Genomic DNA, 14,214 nt, shown 5'->3' on the forward strand with positions numbered 1-14,214 from the left:
GTTATAATTATGCAAAACTTTTTCGAGTTCATGCTTGGTTTATTAAAAGAGCCAGCAATTATGGTCGGCTTAATTGCGTTTATTGGATTGATTGCGCAGAAAGCAGATGTATCTACAATATTGAAAGGAACAATTAAAACCGTAATGGGTTTCCTTATATTAGGGTTTGGTGCGGGTGCTCTAGTTGGAGCACTAAATAACTTTTCAATTGTATTTTCTGAGGCGTTTGGGGTAAGTGGTGTTATTCCTAATAATGAGGCAATTGTCGCACTAGCCCAAGAAGCATTTGGCTATGAAATGGCCTTAATTATGTTCTTCGCGTTTATCGTTAATATTGTTTGGGCTCGTTTGACGCCACTAAAATATATTTTCTTAACTGGTCACCACACCATGTTTATGTCTATGCTGGTAGCCGTTATTTTATCTACATCAGGCATTACAGGCACCGCTCTCGTCGCCATTGGCTCAATCTTAGTTGGTACGCTAATGGTTGTGATGCCAGCTCTAGGCCAAAAGTACACTGAGAAAGTGATGGGTACCGACCAACTTGCTATCGGGCACTTCTCAACTCTTTCTTACATAGTTTCAGGTTTCGTTGGTAGTAAATTTGGCGACACGTCGAAAACAACGGAAGATATTCAAGTACCAAAGAGCTTAATGTTCTTGCGCGATACGCCAGTCGCGGTTGCAACTACAATGTCTATTTTCTTTATGCTTGCGTCTGTGATTGCGGGTGGGGAATTTGTAGAAACCGTTTCAAGTGGCCAGAACTGGGTCGTATTTACATTCATGCAGTCACTTATCTTTGCAGGTGGCGTTTATATCGTACTGCAAGGTGTAAAAATGTTGATTGCTGAAATTGTCCCTGCATTTAAGGGAATATCGGACAAACTGGTTCCTGGTGCTAAACCGGCGCTCGATTGCCCTATGGTATTCCCAGTTGCACCAAACGCGGTTCTAATCGGTTTCCTATGTTCTTTTGCCGCAGGTTTACTCGCAATGGCTGTTCAAGGCGCTCTTGGCTGGACCATCATTGTCGCAGGCGTTGTACCTCACTTCTTCGTAGGTGGAGCCGCAGGGGTTTACGGTAACGCTACTGGCGGCCTACGTGGCGCGGTGCTAGGTTCGTTTGCTCAAGGTCTGTGTATCTCTTTCTTACCAATGTTGCTACTTCCTGTACTTGGTGGTTTAGGGCTTGAAGCAACAACGTTTGCTGATTTTGACTTTGGTGTAGTTGGCTTAATTCTAGGGTGGATTGTTTCATGAGCCTATTTGATTTGATTGGTAACGAAGGTGTAGTTATCTATTCTGAGAAGGACTTAACGGTTGATGCCGCACTGGAAGTGACATGCTCTTCACTGCTTGCAAACAATAAGATTCAATCTAGTTACCTAGATGCAATCAAACAGAAGCACAAAGAGATTGGCGCTTACTATGTTCTAGCACCAAAGATTGCCATGCCTCATGCTCGCCCTGAAGATGGTGTAAATGAAGCTGCTCTGCAAGTAACGGTATTTAAAGAAGGGGTCGATTTAGAGTCGGAAGACAACGGTGATGTCTACCTCTCTATTACACTTGCTGCAATGGACTCTGACAGTCACATTAATACAATCATGGCGTTATCAGAATTATTCCAAAACGATGACGATATTGACGCCATCATCGCAGCAGATAACAAACAAGAGATCGTTGATATTCTCAAAAAATATTAGTCCCCCAATATTTTGTTCACCTTTCTCCTGAATAAGGCGATAGCTTAGGCTATCGCCTTTCTTGTTATCAAAAATAAGAGAATCTGTAGGCTTAAAATAATCCCTTCTTTTTGACTCTCTGAACATGCGCCAATCGTTCATTGAGATCAATCACGGGAAAGCTCTCTTCTTCTACTGTCTTTTTAAGGTTTTGAGTCTGACCTGAGCTTATCGATTTGGTTAATGAACTAATCAGTTGATGTTGGTCTGATGCCATTTTTTTTAGCTCAGTTAACTCTTTTGCCTGCGCGTTAACCATATCAATCAAATGATCATTTTGGCCTTTAGTCGCCATAATAATGTCTGAATCAATATTGCTGATGTTATCTACATTGCCCTTTGTAGATGATTCAGGGATGGAGGCGACGTGCTCACGGGTTAAGGCTGCTTCTTTCGCTACGCGATTACAGATCGTCGTCGCTAAAGTTTCAAATCGCTCCGCATTTAATGCGTCATGACTTTCTAGATCTTGATTTGAAAGATTATACCCGAGACCTTGTAACGTTTTTTCCAAAGTAAACCCTGTGATTTGCTGCTCTGTCAGTTGAGCACTTAAATGTTGAGACAACTCAGGGTTGAGCAAATGTAAAAACAAGCCACTTAAATATATGTTTTTATGAACGTTTTTAGCTTCATGTAGGGCGAGTCCACTATCTTCAATTGAATCAGAACATAGCTTTTTCTGTTTATCCGCAAGCTGATGGAGAACCTTACTTGCGTACAGATCTGCGGGGTTATTTAGCGGGTCGAGGTGTATTGAATAGCTTATTCGCTTTAGTCGATCAGACATTAACGACCTCTTTAACTGGCACGTCATGAGCTGAGAATTCTTGCTCTGTTAGTTCGTTTGTTGACAGTTCGTTAGTTGATAGTGAAACGGCTTCTCCATCTGCATGGTAAAGGCAAAGCTCGCGCGCAAGTGCTTCTTGTGGGTTATCGACTAAGATGACTTTATCACCCAAGGTGCCATACGCATCTTTGATTGCAGGGTAGATTAAGCTTGCGCCACCACCTACAAGATAAACCCGATTAGGGTTCTTAGAGAACTTCTTCGCTTCATGAGCCACCTGTTTACCAAGCTCTTCAATTTTGGTTTCAATTTTGCTAATGATAAGAGATATTTGGCTTTCATCGTTGACGACTTCACGCACAAAATCAAGATTATCTCTTTGTTTGATTAGCTCATTGGCTACCAGATAGCTTGAATCACTGTCAGCCGCGGCAAGGTATTTACGAGCAACATCGGTGACCATTGATACACCGATTTCATTGTTACCATAAATGGCCGACACATCATCAAATTCACCGACAATCACTCCCATATCAAGTGTAGTTCCGCCAATATCGATAACCAGTGAGCGGTTAAACTGACTGACAGATTGCATCAACAAAGTGGATAGAACAGCAGGTAGACTTTCTGGCATCACTTCGACATCGACAATATCAAAAAGCTCGCCCTTATTGAGCTCAATTTCACGCATAAGGTTGTCACGTTTACGAGCAATCTTATCTTCATTTTTTTGGCAATCTTCAGCGTCGTAATATTCTGTGATAGGTAGGGTGACAACCAGTTTTACAGGGCCGGGTTTGATGCCAGTTTGAAGTAGCGCATGATGAACAGAAAGAAGGTTCAAATCGTCATATTGATAGTCGACATGGGTAGTTTCTAGTGCTTTGTCAGACGTCATGTCGTAAGTGTATTTGGTGGCATTTATCGTGTAATTGAATACTTTTTTGTCTTTTCTTAATGCCGCACTTTTCCAACTTTTACGGAACGAGTTTGGTGAGATAACTGTGCGAATTTCACCATTTTCAATCCAGCTAATTTTTACATTGGTTGAGCCGTCATCAACAGCAAACTTTAAAGGGGTCATGAGGTTCCTACTTCTATTTTCAATAAGGATTTTTCAGCTTTAAAGGAGTAGATAAAAATCTTAAGGCAATGGCAAATCTATCAAGCAGCATTTGAAGAAGAACGACATAACATGCAAGTTTTCAATTTAATTTTTAAGTTACGGAGATGGGTGGTCGTAACGGCCTGCGGAATAAATGAGAGGAAGATTATAAATAGTAGAACTAATTTAGGCACTGTAATAAAAAGTTAATCTTAATGTGGTTGAGAAAGTTTCGGAAATTCATCATATTGTAATGACACTGTCACAGAAACTCGGAGCGTATATGGAACAACATCAAGAAATGATTCAACCTTCAAATTTCGGCGTCGTTAGCCGCACTTGCTTATTTTCACTTTTTTCAGTACTCACTATTCTTTTTGCTATTGGTTAGCAAGATAACACCGTCTAGAAATCAGATAAGGAGAAGCCTATTATGAATGCATTGTCATTATAGGTATCTTCTCTCTAAACCTAATTAATAAACGTATTTCCCTTTAGTTTTCAGATCTCATAGATGCCATTTGCGACGTTTGAGCTTGTTCGCGCTGCTTAGTCCATTCGTATATTTTCTGTTTAACGAGTAACTTATTAACCGGTTTCGTTAGAAAATCATCCATGCCAGCCGCTAAACATTTTTGCTTATCACTGACCATGGCATTTGCTGTCATCGCAAGTATGGCTATATCTTTATGATTCTCACCAGCGTCACCATCTCGAATGTGTTTTGTTGCCTCGTATCCATCCATTTCTGGCATCTGACAATCCATTAGAACTAGATCAATATCAGGGCGTTCTAATAAAATCTCTATCGCTTCTTTTCCGTGTTCAGCGATAGTCGCTTCGAGGTTAAATTGATGAAGTATTCCTTTGATGACGATTTGATTGACTCGGTTGTCTTCAACAATAAGTATTTGAAGATTTGGGTTAATCGGTAGGCTCTCTTCTTCTGCGGTCTCTAAACTAGAGAGGTAGTTGTGTGTAACTAGCGCATGATTTCGATCGAAGTTATCGGTCGCGATGACATTGAGTGCGTTGAACAGATCTGAAGTGGTCGCGGGTTTAGTAAAGTAGCCGGTAAAACCGCGTTCTCTATATTCATTTTGGTCGGCAACAGCATCCATTGAGGTCATCATGATCAACTTGATGGATTGATAATCGGGATGTGCTTTTAAAGCCTGACAAAGCTCGAGTCCATCTTTACCCGGCATTTGCATATCAAGAAATGCGATATCAAACATATTCCTGCTTGAACGCTTCGCTCCATGGCATCGATCGAGTGCTTGATCGTAACCATCTGCTTCTAAAACATGTGCTCCCCAATGTTGAAGCTGCTTTTTCAACACTTCACGGTTGATGGCGTTGTCGTCCACGACTAATATTGATAGCTGGCTTATATCCGCTTTTGGTAGCACTTGAGCTGAGCGTGAAGATTTACCGATAACAAGGTTAAAATCAAATCTGCTCCCTTTACCTATTTCACTGTGGGCGCACACGTTGCCCTCCATCAGAGTACATAATTTGCTCACAATCGCTAATCCAAGCCCAGTGCCGCCGTATTTTCGAGTCGTCGAGGCGTCTACTTGACTAAACTTATCAAATAGACTGGAAATTTGATCTTGAGGAATACCGATACCAGTATCCGAGATTGAACCATATAGACGCCATGTTGAGTCAGACTCTTCAACCAATTTTGCCTCAACAACAATCTCTCCTTCTTCTGTAAATTTGATGGCGTTGCCGAGCAGGTTAGCAAATACCTGCCTAACTCTTGTACTGTCGCCCATGACTAAACTTTCATTGACTTCAATGGTGTTTAAAATAATTTCAATACGGGGTTTATTTGCGTTAGCGGCCATTGATTCGCAAAAATCACCCAATAGGCGTCGTAAGTCAAAATGGTGTTCGTCGAGTTCAAGTTTGTCTGCTTCGATTTTGGAAAAGTCTAGAATATCGTTGATGAGGTGAAGAAGAGAAACAGCGCTTGTGTGAGCCAAATAGGCTTGATGGTGTTGCGTTGTACTGAGATCGTTATCAAGTAATAAATCCAGCATTCCGATAACTCCATTCATTGGTGTTCGGATCTCGTGACTCATCACAGCTAGGAATTCACTCTTGAGTTTTGCAGCTTGTTCAGCTTCATTTTTTGCTTTGATTAACGCGATTTCTGATCGTTTAAACTCGGTGATATCTTTAATAATACCTGAGAAAATAGTGCCTTTCTCAGTCTCAACTCTTGCGACAGATAAGGTTATTGGAAAAAGGTCACCGTTTTTTCTTTTTGCAATGAGCTCTCTTCCTGACATTCCTTTTTTATTTTTATAGTCAATAATTTTAGATTCACCCGTATGCATGTAGTGATTCATATAGCTTTGATGCTTCATAGCATGATCATCATCCATCAGCATATTAACGGGATGGTTTAACACGTCGCTCTCTTCGTAGCCAAACATGGCTTTAGCCGATTGATTGAATGTAAGCATTTTTCCTTGTCGATCGATGGTAATAATGCCGTCAGCAGCAGTATCGAGTATCGACGTTAATCGAGTACTCGTTTCCACTTCCTTTGCCATTATTTTTTCTTTTTCGGCTATCTCTTCATCAAGGCGGGACATTGATGTGGTGGTATTATCAAGTTGCTGAGCTAAGTCATTGATTGATTTTGCAATTAGGGATATTTCCGCACTACCTGAATTTGGTATTTTGTAACCTAGTCCTTCCCGAGTTAGCTTTTCTATGTGAGAGATCAAACGGGTAATCGGGTGGATGACGAGATAACGAATAGAGGCAAACATGGTCAATGCTAGGAAACAAGCACCTATCACCAGTATATAACTCATTCCGTCACGTATTGTTGTCATCTCCCTTAAGGCTTCTTTTCTATCAAATGAAATACTCAGAATGTAGGGGCTGTCATCCAGTGTGAGAATCTTTTCTGCTTCAAATATGTCAACCTCTTCAACCTCTTCTCCCACGATTAACGTATGGGTGTTAATTGTTCCACTTGTTAGTGAGATAGAGAGAATAGGGTAGTAAGCACTTTGAAGCCGCTCGATTGAGTTATTGAGTAAGTCGCGATAGCTGCTGTTCCAGTTAGTGGAGATGATAACCCAGCCGACTAAGACATTATGCTGTCTAATTGGGCTAGCGACCCATTGAGATATTTTCGGAGTGGGCTTAGTTGATTGTGATGTATCTTGTTGTTGAAGTGAGCCAAGAAATGGATCAGGGCCAGGCAAACTTATATACGAACGATCTTTCAGCAAGCTTTGAAAAACTTCATGTTGTTCGACATTTTCAAGCAGTAAGTCTTCGCCAAAAAATTTTTCTTTGGCGCTTGTTGAAGTAGAAGATGAAAACACGTAGCCATCATAATCGACGACTAACAGGTAGTTGATGTTGCTATAGGATTTAGCCGTATCATTTAGAGTTTGAGCAACGCCTCGGTTGATCCCTAAATCGAGCGCTTTTTTAATGTTTCTATTACGTGCTGTGATTTCTACGATAGATTGTAAGTTCTTATTATTCTTTTCAATGACATTGGTGACGAGTTCTAATGTTCCATTTAACTGGTTAAATGTATTCTTTTCCATTGCATTTTGAGATATTGAAAATGCGGTAAAGCCCATCCCCAGCATGACACAAAGTGTCAGGCCAACAACAATGATTGTGAGCTTTTGTATTAAATTCATGTGTTACTCGTTTTCATACCACTGGTATTTATCGGAACTGTTTTTATCTATTTCTAGCCCTAATAATGAAGCGCTCTGGCTATTGATTAAAAACGTTGGTTGTTCTTGTAGATCCGATTCGATGTGACTTGGTCTTGTTCCATTGAGTAGTATTTCAGCGGCTTTATGCCCGGACATTTTGCCTAAAACATAGAGGTCGGCTACAGGGCCAAAAGTCGAACCACTAAGAATGCCTGCTTTGTTTGAACTGAGAATAGGCACTTTGTTCTCCAGTGAAATTTTGATGAGTGCTGTTTCTCCACCATTTTGCAGTAGGGTATCTGTCGTGGTTATAAAAAGGTCAACTTGGCCGGCAACCTGATTAGCTTGCTCTGTGAGGTCGTTGATGTCTACCGCTTCAATATTCAGAGCCATGATGTTTTTTCGCTTGAGTAGGCGAATAAGGTTAGTGGTTTGGATATTAGAATTCGGTTCACCTTTTCTATGAAAAATAGCGACGGATTTGGTATTGGGTGCGAGTTCTGAAATTAACGCCACATAATGTTGAAGCGGAACGTAGTTACTGGTCCCAACCAAGTTGTTGGCTGAATATTCAAACGATTCAATTAATCCTGAATCAGCAGGGTAGGTAACAATGGAAAATACGATAGGTGTACTTTCAGGAAGAGTTTCTTTGATGATAACTGTACCAGGCGTTGTGAGTGAATAAACCAGATCAACGTTGCTCTCTTTGATCTTTTCGGCAGCTCGTTTTTGAATTGCTTTATCACTAGAAATAACCCCTTCTACGAATTCGACTTGGTTATCTATGTCTATGCCTTTTTCAGCAAGCCCATCTTTAAATCCTTGTACATTTTCAGGATAGCCTGTCCAAAGCGCCATGCCGATTTTATAGCGAGGTGAGTCGGCATTTACTGAGAGAGAAATAGTGCTCATGATGAGAGCTAAAAGGGCAAATTTCAGGGTTATAAACTTGTGGCACAGAGAAGAGCGCAAAAAATCCATTTTTCGATTGAAAAACATGGCCTAGCCTTATTATTTCTTAGTATTAATAGAGTGTAGACTCATTCATTTGAGTTGCCACTCTGTTCACCTATTTAACAGTAGCTTGGAGGCTAGTGTAGGTTTAACGAGATGTGATCGGGGTCTGTGACGCAATCAAATTTTATAAAAATATCAATAAGTGACATCTTGTCTAATCTATACACTATGTAAGATATTTGTTGAATTTAGGTAACAAAGATGAAGGCCAAAACACATATTCTAGTGGTTGACGATGATTTGGAGATTCGAGAATTACTTGATGAGTATCTGAATAAGTCAGGATTTAGTGTTTCCACGGTTGAAGATGGTGAAAGCTTACATACCTATATCGATCAAAAGGACTTCCCTGATTTGATTTTATTGGATGTCATGCTGCCGGGAGATGATGGTTTTAGTTTGTGCCAACAGCTACGTAAAATCTCGACGGTTCCGATTATTATGCTGACAGCGGTATCTGATGAAACAGATCAAATTATTGGATTAGAAATCGGCGCAGATGACTACATAGCCAAGCCGTTTAATCCAAGGCAGTTGATTGCTCGAATTAAGGCGGTTCTCAGAAGAGTTCACATTAACGAACCTGTTCAAGAAGGGGTGTCTAAAGCGATAGTGTTTGGTGATTGGGTATTGGATACCTTGGCTCACCGCATTGAAAACGGTGAAACCAATCAATCTCACGACTTATCGGGCAGTGACTTTTCATTATTGATGCTCTTTCTCAGTAGACCTAATGAAGTTTTGGACCGAGATACGATTTCAATTGCTACGAAAGGAAGGGAATCACTGCCTTTTGAGAGGGGAATCGATGTTCAATTAAGCCGCTTGAGAAATCGATTAGGTGACAGTGCAAAGTTTCCACATTACATAAAAACCATGCGTGGTAATGGGTACATATTGGCCGTGCCTGTTACTTATGAGAACTAACAGTCATGAGAGCCAATTATTCATGAATGCTAACGACTCATAAGATCGAGTAATAACATCCCACCAAAGTAAATACTAAACAAAACGAGAGTGAATTATGGGCTTAGAGCTACGTTTAAAACCAAACTCTTTGGTGGCGCGAACGTTATTGCTGACTCTACTTGCAGTGGTTATTGCGCAAGGGATTGCTACGTCAATTTGGTATGTGGAGTCGAAACAAAAAGAAATAGAGGGGATACATTCCGCCTCTTCGAGCATGGCTACTATGTTTGCTTCGACGGTGACCTTTTTCCAGTCTCTTCCTGTCAATTATCGGCACATCGTCCTTGATCAAATTCGAAATATGGGCGGGACACGTTTTTTTGTTTCGTTCAACAAAGAGAAACTGTTGGTTGAGCCAATTCCTGATACTCGATTGAAAGTTACCTCCGTCAATGCGGTTACTGAAGTGCTAGAGCAGAAGCTTAATAAGGTGTCATCGGTCTCGGTTGATTTTTCTAAGCCCGAGCATTTAAGGCTTTTGAAAAATGATATTTACTTGAGTGATCTTCCTAAGTCGTGGGCACACCATACCTTAACGTTAGGCAATATTGCCCCACCGATTTTGGTTGTTCAGATAGAGTTAGCCACTAACGAATGGCTTTATATCGCAGCACTTCTTCCTGCCCCATATGTCACCTTAGATGACACTATTTTAGGTCGAGAACAGGTCATTTTCTTAGTGCTGTCGACCATGCTGTTACTTTTGTTGACTTATCTGTTAGTGAAGAGACAGGTGAAACCTTTAAAGCGCCTCGCGAAAGCTGCGAATGAGATGAGCATGGATATCGACCAACCGCCACTTAGAGAAGAGGGCGCGAGTGAATTAGTGACGGCAACACGTGCTTTTAACCGCATGCAGAGTCGAATTCGGCATTATGTTTCAGATCGAGAGCATCTATTTTCTTCGATTTCACACGACTTGAAAACACCAATTACTCGGTTACGTTTACGAGCAGAGCTATTAGAGAGTGATGTAAAAAGAGGTAAGTTTAATAAAGACTTGGATGAATTAGAGATCATGGTAAAAGGTGCATTACAGTGTGTTCGAGATACAGACCTTCATGAAAATAACGCTCAAATTGATATCGCAGAAGTCATTCAGTCTGTCATTGAGTCGCATAATCAATATGAAGAGAAGGTTAAGTTTTACCCAATTGAACTTGTACCAATAGTGGCTAAGCCATTAGCGATCAAGAGGGTTATAACTAATATTATTGATAATGCAGTAAAGTATGGTGAGCGGGCTGAGGTTGTCACTACTCAGACCCAAGAGTGGATTAAAATCACCGTAACAGATCATGGACAAGGCATACCCAAATCGAAACTTGAAGCGGTATTTGAACCCTATTTTCGTATAGCAACAGATTCAGAAGGGCATGGTCTTGGGTTAGGAATATGTCGAAATATACTGCATGGGCATGGTGGAGATCTCATTATTAACAATACTGAAAATCGCGGATTAAAGGCTCAAATCTATATACCGCGAGGCCTTGAAGCTTAATGTAACGTAGTTGTTACATTGCGGTTACGGTTTGTTTCAGAACTATGGAAATACTTGGATAGACTCAATGGTGTTCGAGCATGAACGCTCGATGGTTTGTTTAGTTAAGCAAGGTGTTTAGCTAAGTAACGCTCTTCATGGAGCGTCGTCTAATCCAATACATGGAAGATAATAATGAAAATTAATAAAACCCTACTTACCTTATCGCTTTTATCTGCTGCCTCATTTACTCATGCTGGTGAAGTTGAAGTACTTCACTGGTGGACTGCGGGCGGAGAAGCAAAATCGGCTGCTGTTCTAAAAGAGATGCTTGAAGAGCAAGGCCATAACTGGAAAGATTTTGCGGTTGCTGGTGGCGGCGGTGAAAGTGCCATGACTGTATTAAAAACACGTGCAGTATCGGGAAACCCACCATCGGCAGCACAAATTAAAGGTCATGATATTCAGGAGTGGGGTGGTTTAGGCTTCTTAACGACTTTGGAAAAAACAGCTCAAAAAGAGCAGTGGGATTCGATTCTTCCATCTGTTGTCACCAATGTGATGAAGTGGGATGGGGAATACGTAGCTGTTCCTGTGAATGTTCACCGTGTTAACTGGCTATGGGCAAACCCTGAAGTTTTAGAAAAATCAGGCGTATCAGTTCCAACAACTTTAGATGAGTTCTTTGCTGCCGCTGAGAAAATTAAAGCAGCGGGTTATATTCCTCTTGCGCATGGTGGTCAGCCTTGGCAAGACGCCACAGTATTTGAAGCGGTCGCTTTGGAAGTACTGGGTAGCGAAGATTACAACAAGGCATTTGTTGAGCTAGATATGGATGTTCTGTCTGGTGATAAAATGACTCAAGTGTTCACTAAGTTCCAGAAAATCCGTGACTACATCGATTCAAACTCGCCGGGCCGTGATTGGAACGTAGCGACCTCAATGGTTATCAATGGTGAAGCGGCGATGCAAATCATGGGTGATTGGGCGAAAGGTGAGTTTACAGCGGCAGGTAAAGTGCCGGGTAAAGATTACATCTGTGCACCAGCACCAGGTACAAGCGGTCAGTTTACCTTCAATATCGATAGCTTCGCATTTTTTGAGCTAGGTGATAGCGCGAATCAAAAAGCGCAACAAGACTTAGCGAAAACGATTCTAACCAAAGACTTCCAAGAAGTATTCAACCTAAATAAAGGCTCGATTCCTGTTCGTTTAGATATGGATATGTCTAAGTTTGACCAATGTGCATTAGATTCAATGTCTACATTTAAAGCAAGTGCAGATACAGGCGACCTAGTGCCTAGTATGGCGCATGGTCTATCGACGACGAGTTATGCACAGGGTGCAATCTACGATGTTGTTACTAACTTCTTCAATGACCCGAAAGCAGATCCTAAAGAAGCAGCTGGCAAACTGGCTAAAGCAGTGAAAGCAGCGATCTAACGTTTATCTTCCTTACCTCAGTGATGACTAGGTATAGGTAAAGACCCCCAAGTATGGATAGGTTGTAGTGACCTATTCATACTTTCACCAAAGCAAGTTCAGTTGGCATTATTTGTCCCTATTTGAGCTCAACTCGCTTTGGTCGGTTATATAACAAGGAAACGTTATGGAGCATGTTTTGACTCAGTCAAAGAAAAAGCCAGCAGTAAAGCAAAGCTTTGCCGATAGGCTACAAAACTGGCTACCAAAGATTGTACTTGCCCCAACTATGCTCATGACCGTGGTGTGCATATATGGCTACATTTTTTGGACCGCAACTCTCTCTTTCACTAATTCTCGATTCTTACCCAGCTTCAACTTTGTTGGTTGGACACAATATGAAAAGCTATTAGAGAACGACCGTTGGATTACATCCATTACTAACTTAGGCCTCTTCGGCGGCCTGTTTATGTTGGTTGCGATCTTACTTGGTGTCGGTCTAGCCATATTTTTGGATCAGAATATTCGTAACGAAGGTGCAATTCGTACTATCTACCTTTATCCGATGGCACTGTCGTTCATCGTTACAGGTACGGCGTGGAAATGGATTCTGAACCCAGGTCTAGGTATCGAAAAAATGATGCACGATTGGGGATTCACCGGATTTCAATTTGATTGGCTCGTGAATTCGGAAATGTCTGTCTACACCTTAGTTATTGCTGCGGTTTGGCAATCGTCTGGGTTTGTAATGGCTATGTTTTTAGCGGGTTTACGTGGCATCGATTCATCTATTATTAAAGCCGCACAGATTGATGGCGCTGGGCTACCAGCGATCTACTTAAAGATTGTTCTTCCTTGCCTTCGTCCGGTATTTTTCAGTGCAATTATCATTACTTCACACATTGCGATAAAGAGCTTTGACTTGGTTACCGCGATGACAGCTGGTGGTCCGGGTTACTCTTCTGATTTACCTGCTCTGTTTATGTACGCACACTCATTTACACGTGGTCAAATTGGGTTAGGTGCTGCAAGTGCAATGATGATGCTTGCGGGAATACTTGCGATTTTAGTGCCTTATCTCTACTCCGAACTTAGGGAGAAAAAATCATGAGTAGTCAGCTAAATATGGGTCGATTGTTTATCTATTCGACACTGATTTTCTTCTGTTTGGTTTACCTAATGCCACTGTTTGTCATGGTGATTACATCATTTAAAACCTTGCCTGATATTAAAGCAGGTAACTTGATGAGTTTACCAAAGGAGTGGGTATTTGACGCATGGTATAAAGCGTGGGACAGCGCTTGTACTGGGGTGAAGTGTGAAGGTGTGAAAGGGTATTTTTGGAACTCTTTCCAAATGGTTATTCCAGCCGTTGCCATTTCAACATTGCTGGGCGCTTTTAACGGTTACGTTGTGACCAAATGGCAGTTCAGAGGATCAAATCTGTTTTTTAGCCTGTTACTGTTTGGGTGCTTTATTCCCTTTCAAGTGGTGTTACTGCCAATGGCGGCAGTACTTGGTAAGTTGGGCTTAGCCAATACCAATACAGGGCTAGTTTTCGTTCATGTGGTTTATGGCATGGCTTTCACAACCCTATTTTTCCGTAACTTTTATTTAGGTATACCGGATGAATTAGTCAAAGCGGCAAAACTGGATGGCGCAGGTTTCTTTACCATTTTCTTTAAAATTTTATTACCTCTTTCTACGCCAATAATCATGGTGACGGTGATCTGGCAGTTTACGGCAATTTGGAACGATTTCTTATTTGGGGTGGTTTATTCCGGCTCAGAAACTCAACCCATTACCGTTGCATTAAATAATTTGGTTAACACCAGTACAGGTATTAAAGAGTACAACGTTGATATGGCAGCGGCCATTATTGCGGCTCTTCCAACCTTAGTGGTTTATGTCTTAGCAGGAAAATACTTTGTTCGCGGCCTAACGGCAGGATCGGTAAAAGGATAATT

At 41.3% G+C, this 14,214-nt stretch carries 11 protein-coding genes; 7 read left to right on the forward strand and 4 right to left on the reverse strand.

Annotation, left to right across the window (positions count from 1 at the left end; genetic code table 11):
- The first annotated feature begins 9 nt into the window (after positions 1–9).
- Both ulaA and L4D20_RS10055 read left to right on the forward strand, forming a co-directional pair.
- A complete protein-coding gene (ulaA, locus tag L4D20_RS10050) occupies positions 10–1,266 on the forward strand; it encodes a PTS ascorbate transporter subunit IIC (RefSeq protein WP_428801437.1) in 1,257 nt (418 codons plus the stop codon).
- Complete coding sequence (locus L4D20_RS10055; RefSeq protein WP_428801438.1) at positions 1,263–1,712, forward strand: PTS sugar transporter subunit IIA; 450 nt, start codon at positions 1,263–1,265, stop codon at positions 1,710–1,712. Before ulaA ends, L4D20_RS10055 begins: the two co-directional genes overlap by 4 nt.
- 91 nt (positions 1,713–1,803) lie before the next feature.
- On the opposite strand, the gene L4D20_RS10060 is transcribed toward L4D20_RS10055, so the two are convergent.
- From L4D20_RS10060 to L4D20_RS10075, 4 genes are all read right to left on the reverse strand, one after another.
- Positions 1,804–2,541, reverse strand: a complete 738-nt coding sequence (locus tag L4D20_RS10060; protein WP_428801439.1) for a hypothetical protein — start codon at positions 2,539–2,541, stop codon at positions 1,804–1,806.
- On the reverse strand, positions 2,534–3,625 hold the full coding sequence (gene parM / locus L4D20_RS10065) for a plasmid segregation protein ParM domain-containing protein (RefSeq protein ID WP_428801440.1): 1,092 nt from the start codon (positions 3,623–3,625) through the stop codon (positions 2,534–2,536). Before parM ends, L4D20_RS10060 begins: the two co-directional genes overlap by 8 nt.
- 515 nt (positions 3,626–4,140) lie before the next feature.
- Positions 4,141–7,335 carry a response regulator gene (locus tag L4D20_RS10070; RefSeq protein WP_428801441.1) on the reverse strand — a complete coding sequence of 1,065 codons (3,195 nt, stop codon included), beginning with the start codon at positions 7,333–7,335 and terminating at the stop codon, positions 4,141–4,143.
- Between the two features lie 3 nt (positions 7,336–7,338).
- Positions 7,339–8,271, reverse strand: a complete 933-nt coding sequence (locus tag L4D20_RS10075; RefSeq protein WP_428801442.1) for an ABC transporter substrate-binding protein — start codon at positions 8,269–8,271, stop codon at positions 7,339–7,341.
- A 306-nt stretch (positions 8,272–8,577) separates the two neighbouring features.
- Here L4D20_RS10075 and L4D20_RS10080 point away from each other — a divergent pair, with 306 nt between their 5' ends.
- The 5 genes from L4D20_RS10080 (at position 8,578) to L4D20_RS10100 (ending at position 14,212) form a co-directional block, all read left to right on the forward strand.
- The gene (locus L4D20_RS10080; protein WP_428801443.1) at positions 8,578–9,303 is read left to right on the forward strand and encodes a response regulator; all 726 of its coding nucleotides are present in this window, start codon (positions 8,578–8,580) and stop codon (positions 9,301–9,303) included.
- A 97-nt stretch (positions 9,304–9,400) separates the two neighbouring features.
- Positions 9,401–10,846, forward strand: coding sequence for an ATP-binding protein (locus L4D20_RS10085; protein ID WP_428801444.1), 1,446 nt, complete (start codon positions 9,401–9,403; stop codon positions 10,844–10,846).
- Between the two features lie 174 nt (positions 10,847–11,020).
- Positions 11,021–12,268 (forward strand): ABC transporter substrate-binding protein, encoded by a 1,248-nt coding sequence (locus tag L4D20_RS10090; RefSeq protein WP_428801445.1) that lies wholly within the window; start codon positions 11,021–11,023, stop codon positions 12,266–12,268.
- A gap of 166 nt (positions 12,269–12,434) precedes the next feature.
- Positions 12,435–13,358, forward strand: coding sequence for a carbohydrate ABC transporter permease (locus L4D20_RS10095; RefSeq protein ID WP_428801446.1), 924 nt, complete (start codon positions 12,435–12,437; stop codon positions 13,356–13,358).
- Positions 13,355–14,212 carry a carbohydrate ABC transporter permease gene (locus tag L4D20_RS10100; protein WP_428801447.1) on the forward strand — a complete coding sequence of 286 codons (858 nt, stop codon included), beginning with the start codon at positions 13,355–13,357 and terminating at the stop codon, positions 14,210–14,212. The genes L4D20_RS10095 and L4D20_RS10100 overlap by 4 nt, the downstream gene beginning before the upstream one ends.
- Positions 14,213–14,214: the final 2 nt, after the last annotated feature.

Source organism: Vibrio kyushuensis (assembly GCF_050337325.1).
Classification (GTDB): domain Bacteria; phylum Pseudomonadota; class Gammaproteobacteria; order Enterobacterales; family Vibrionaceae; genus Vibrio; species Vibrio kyushuensis.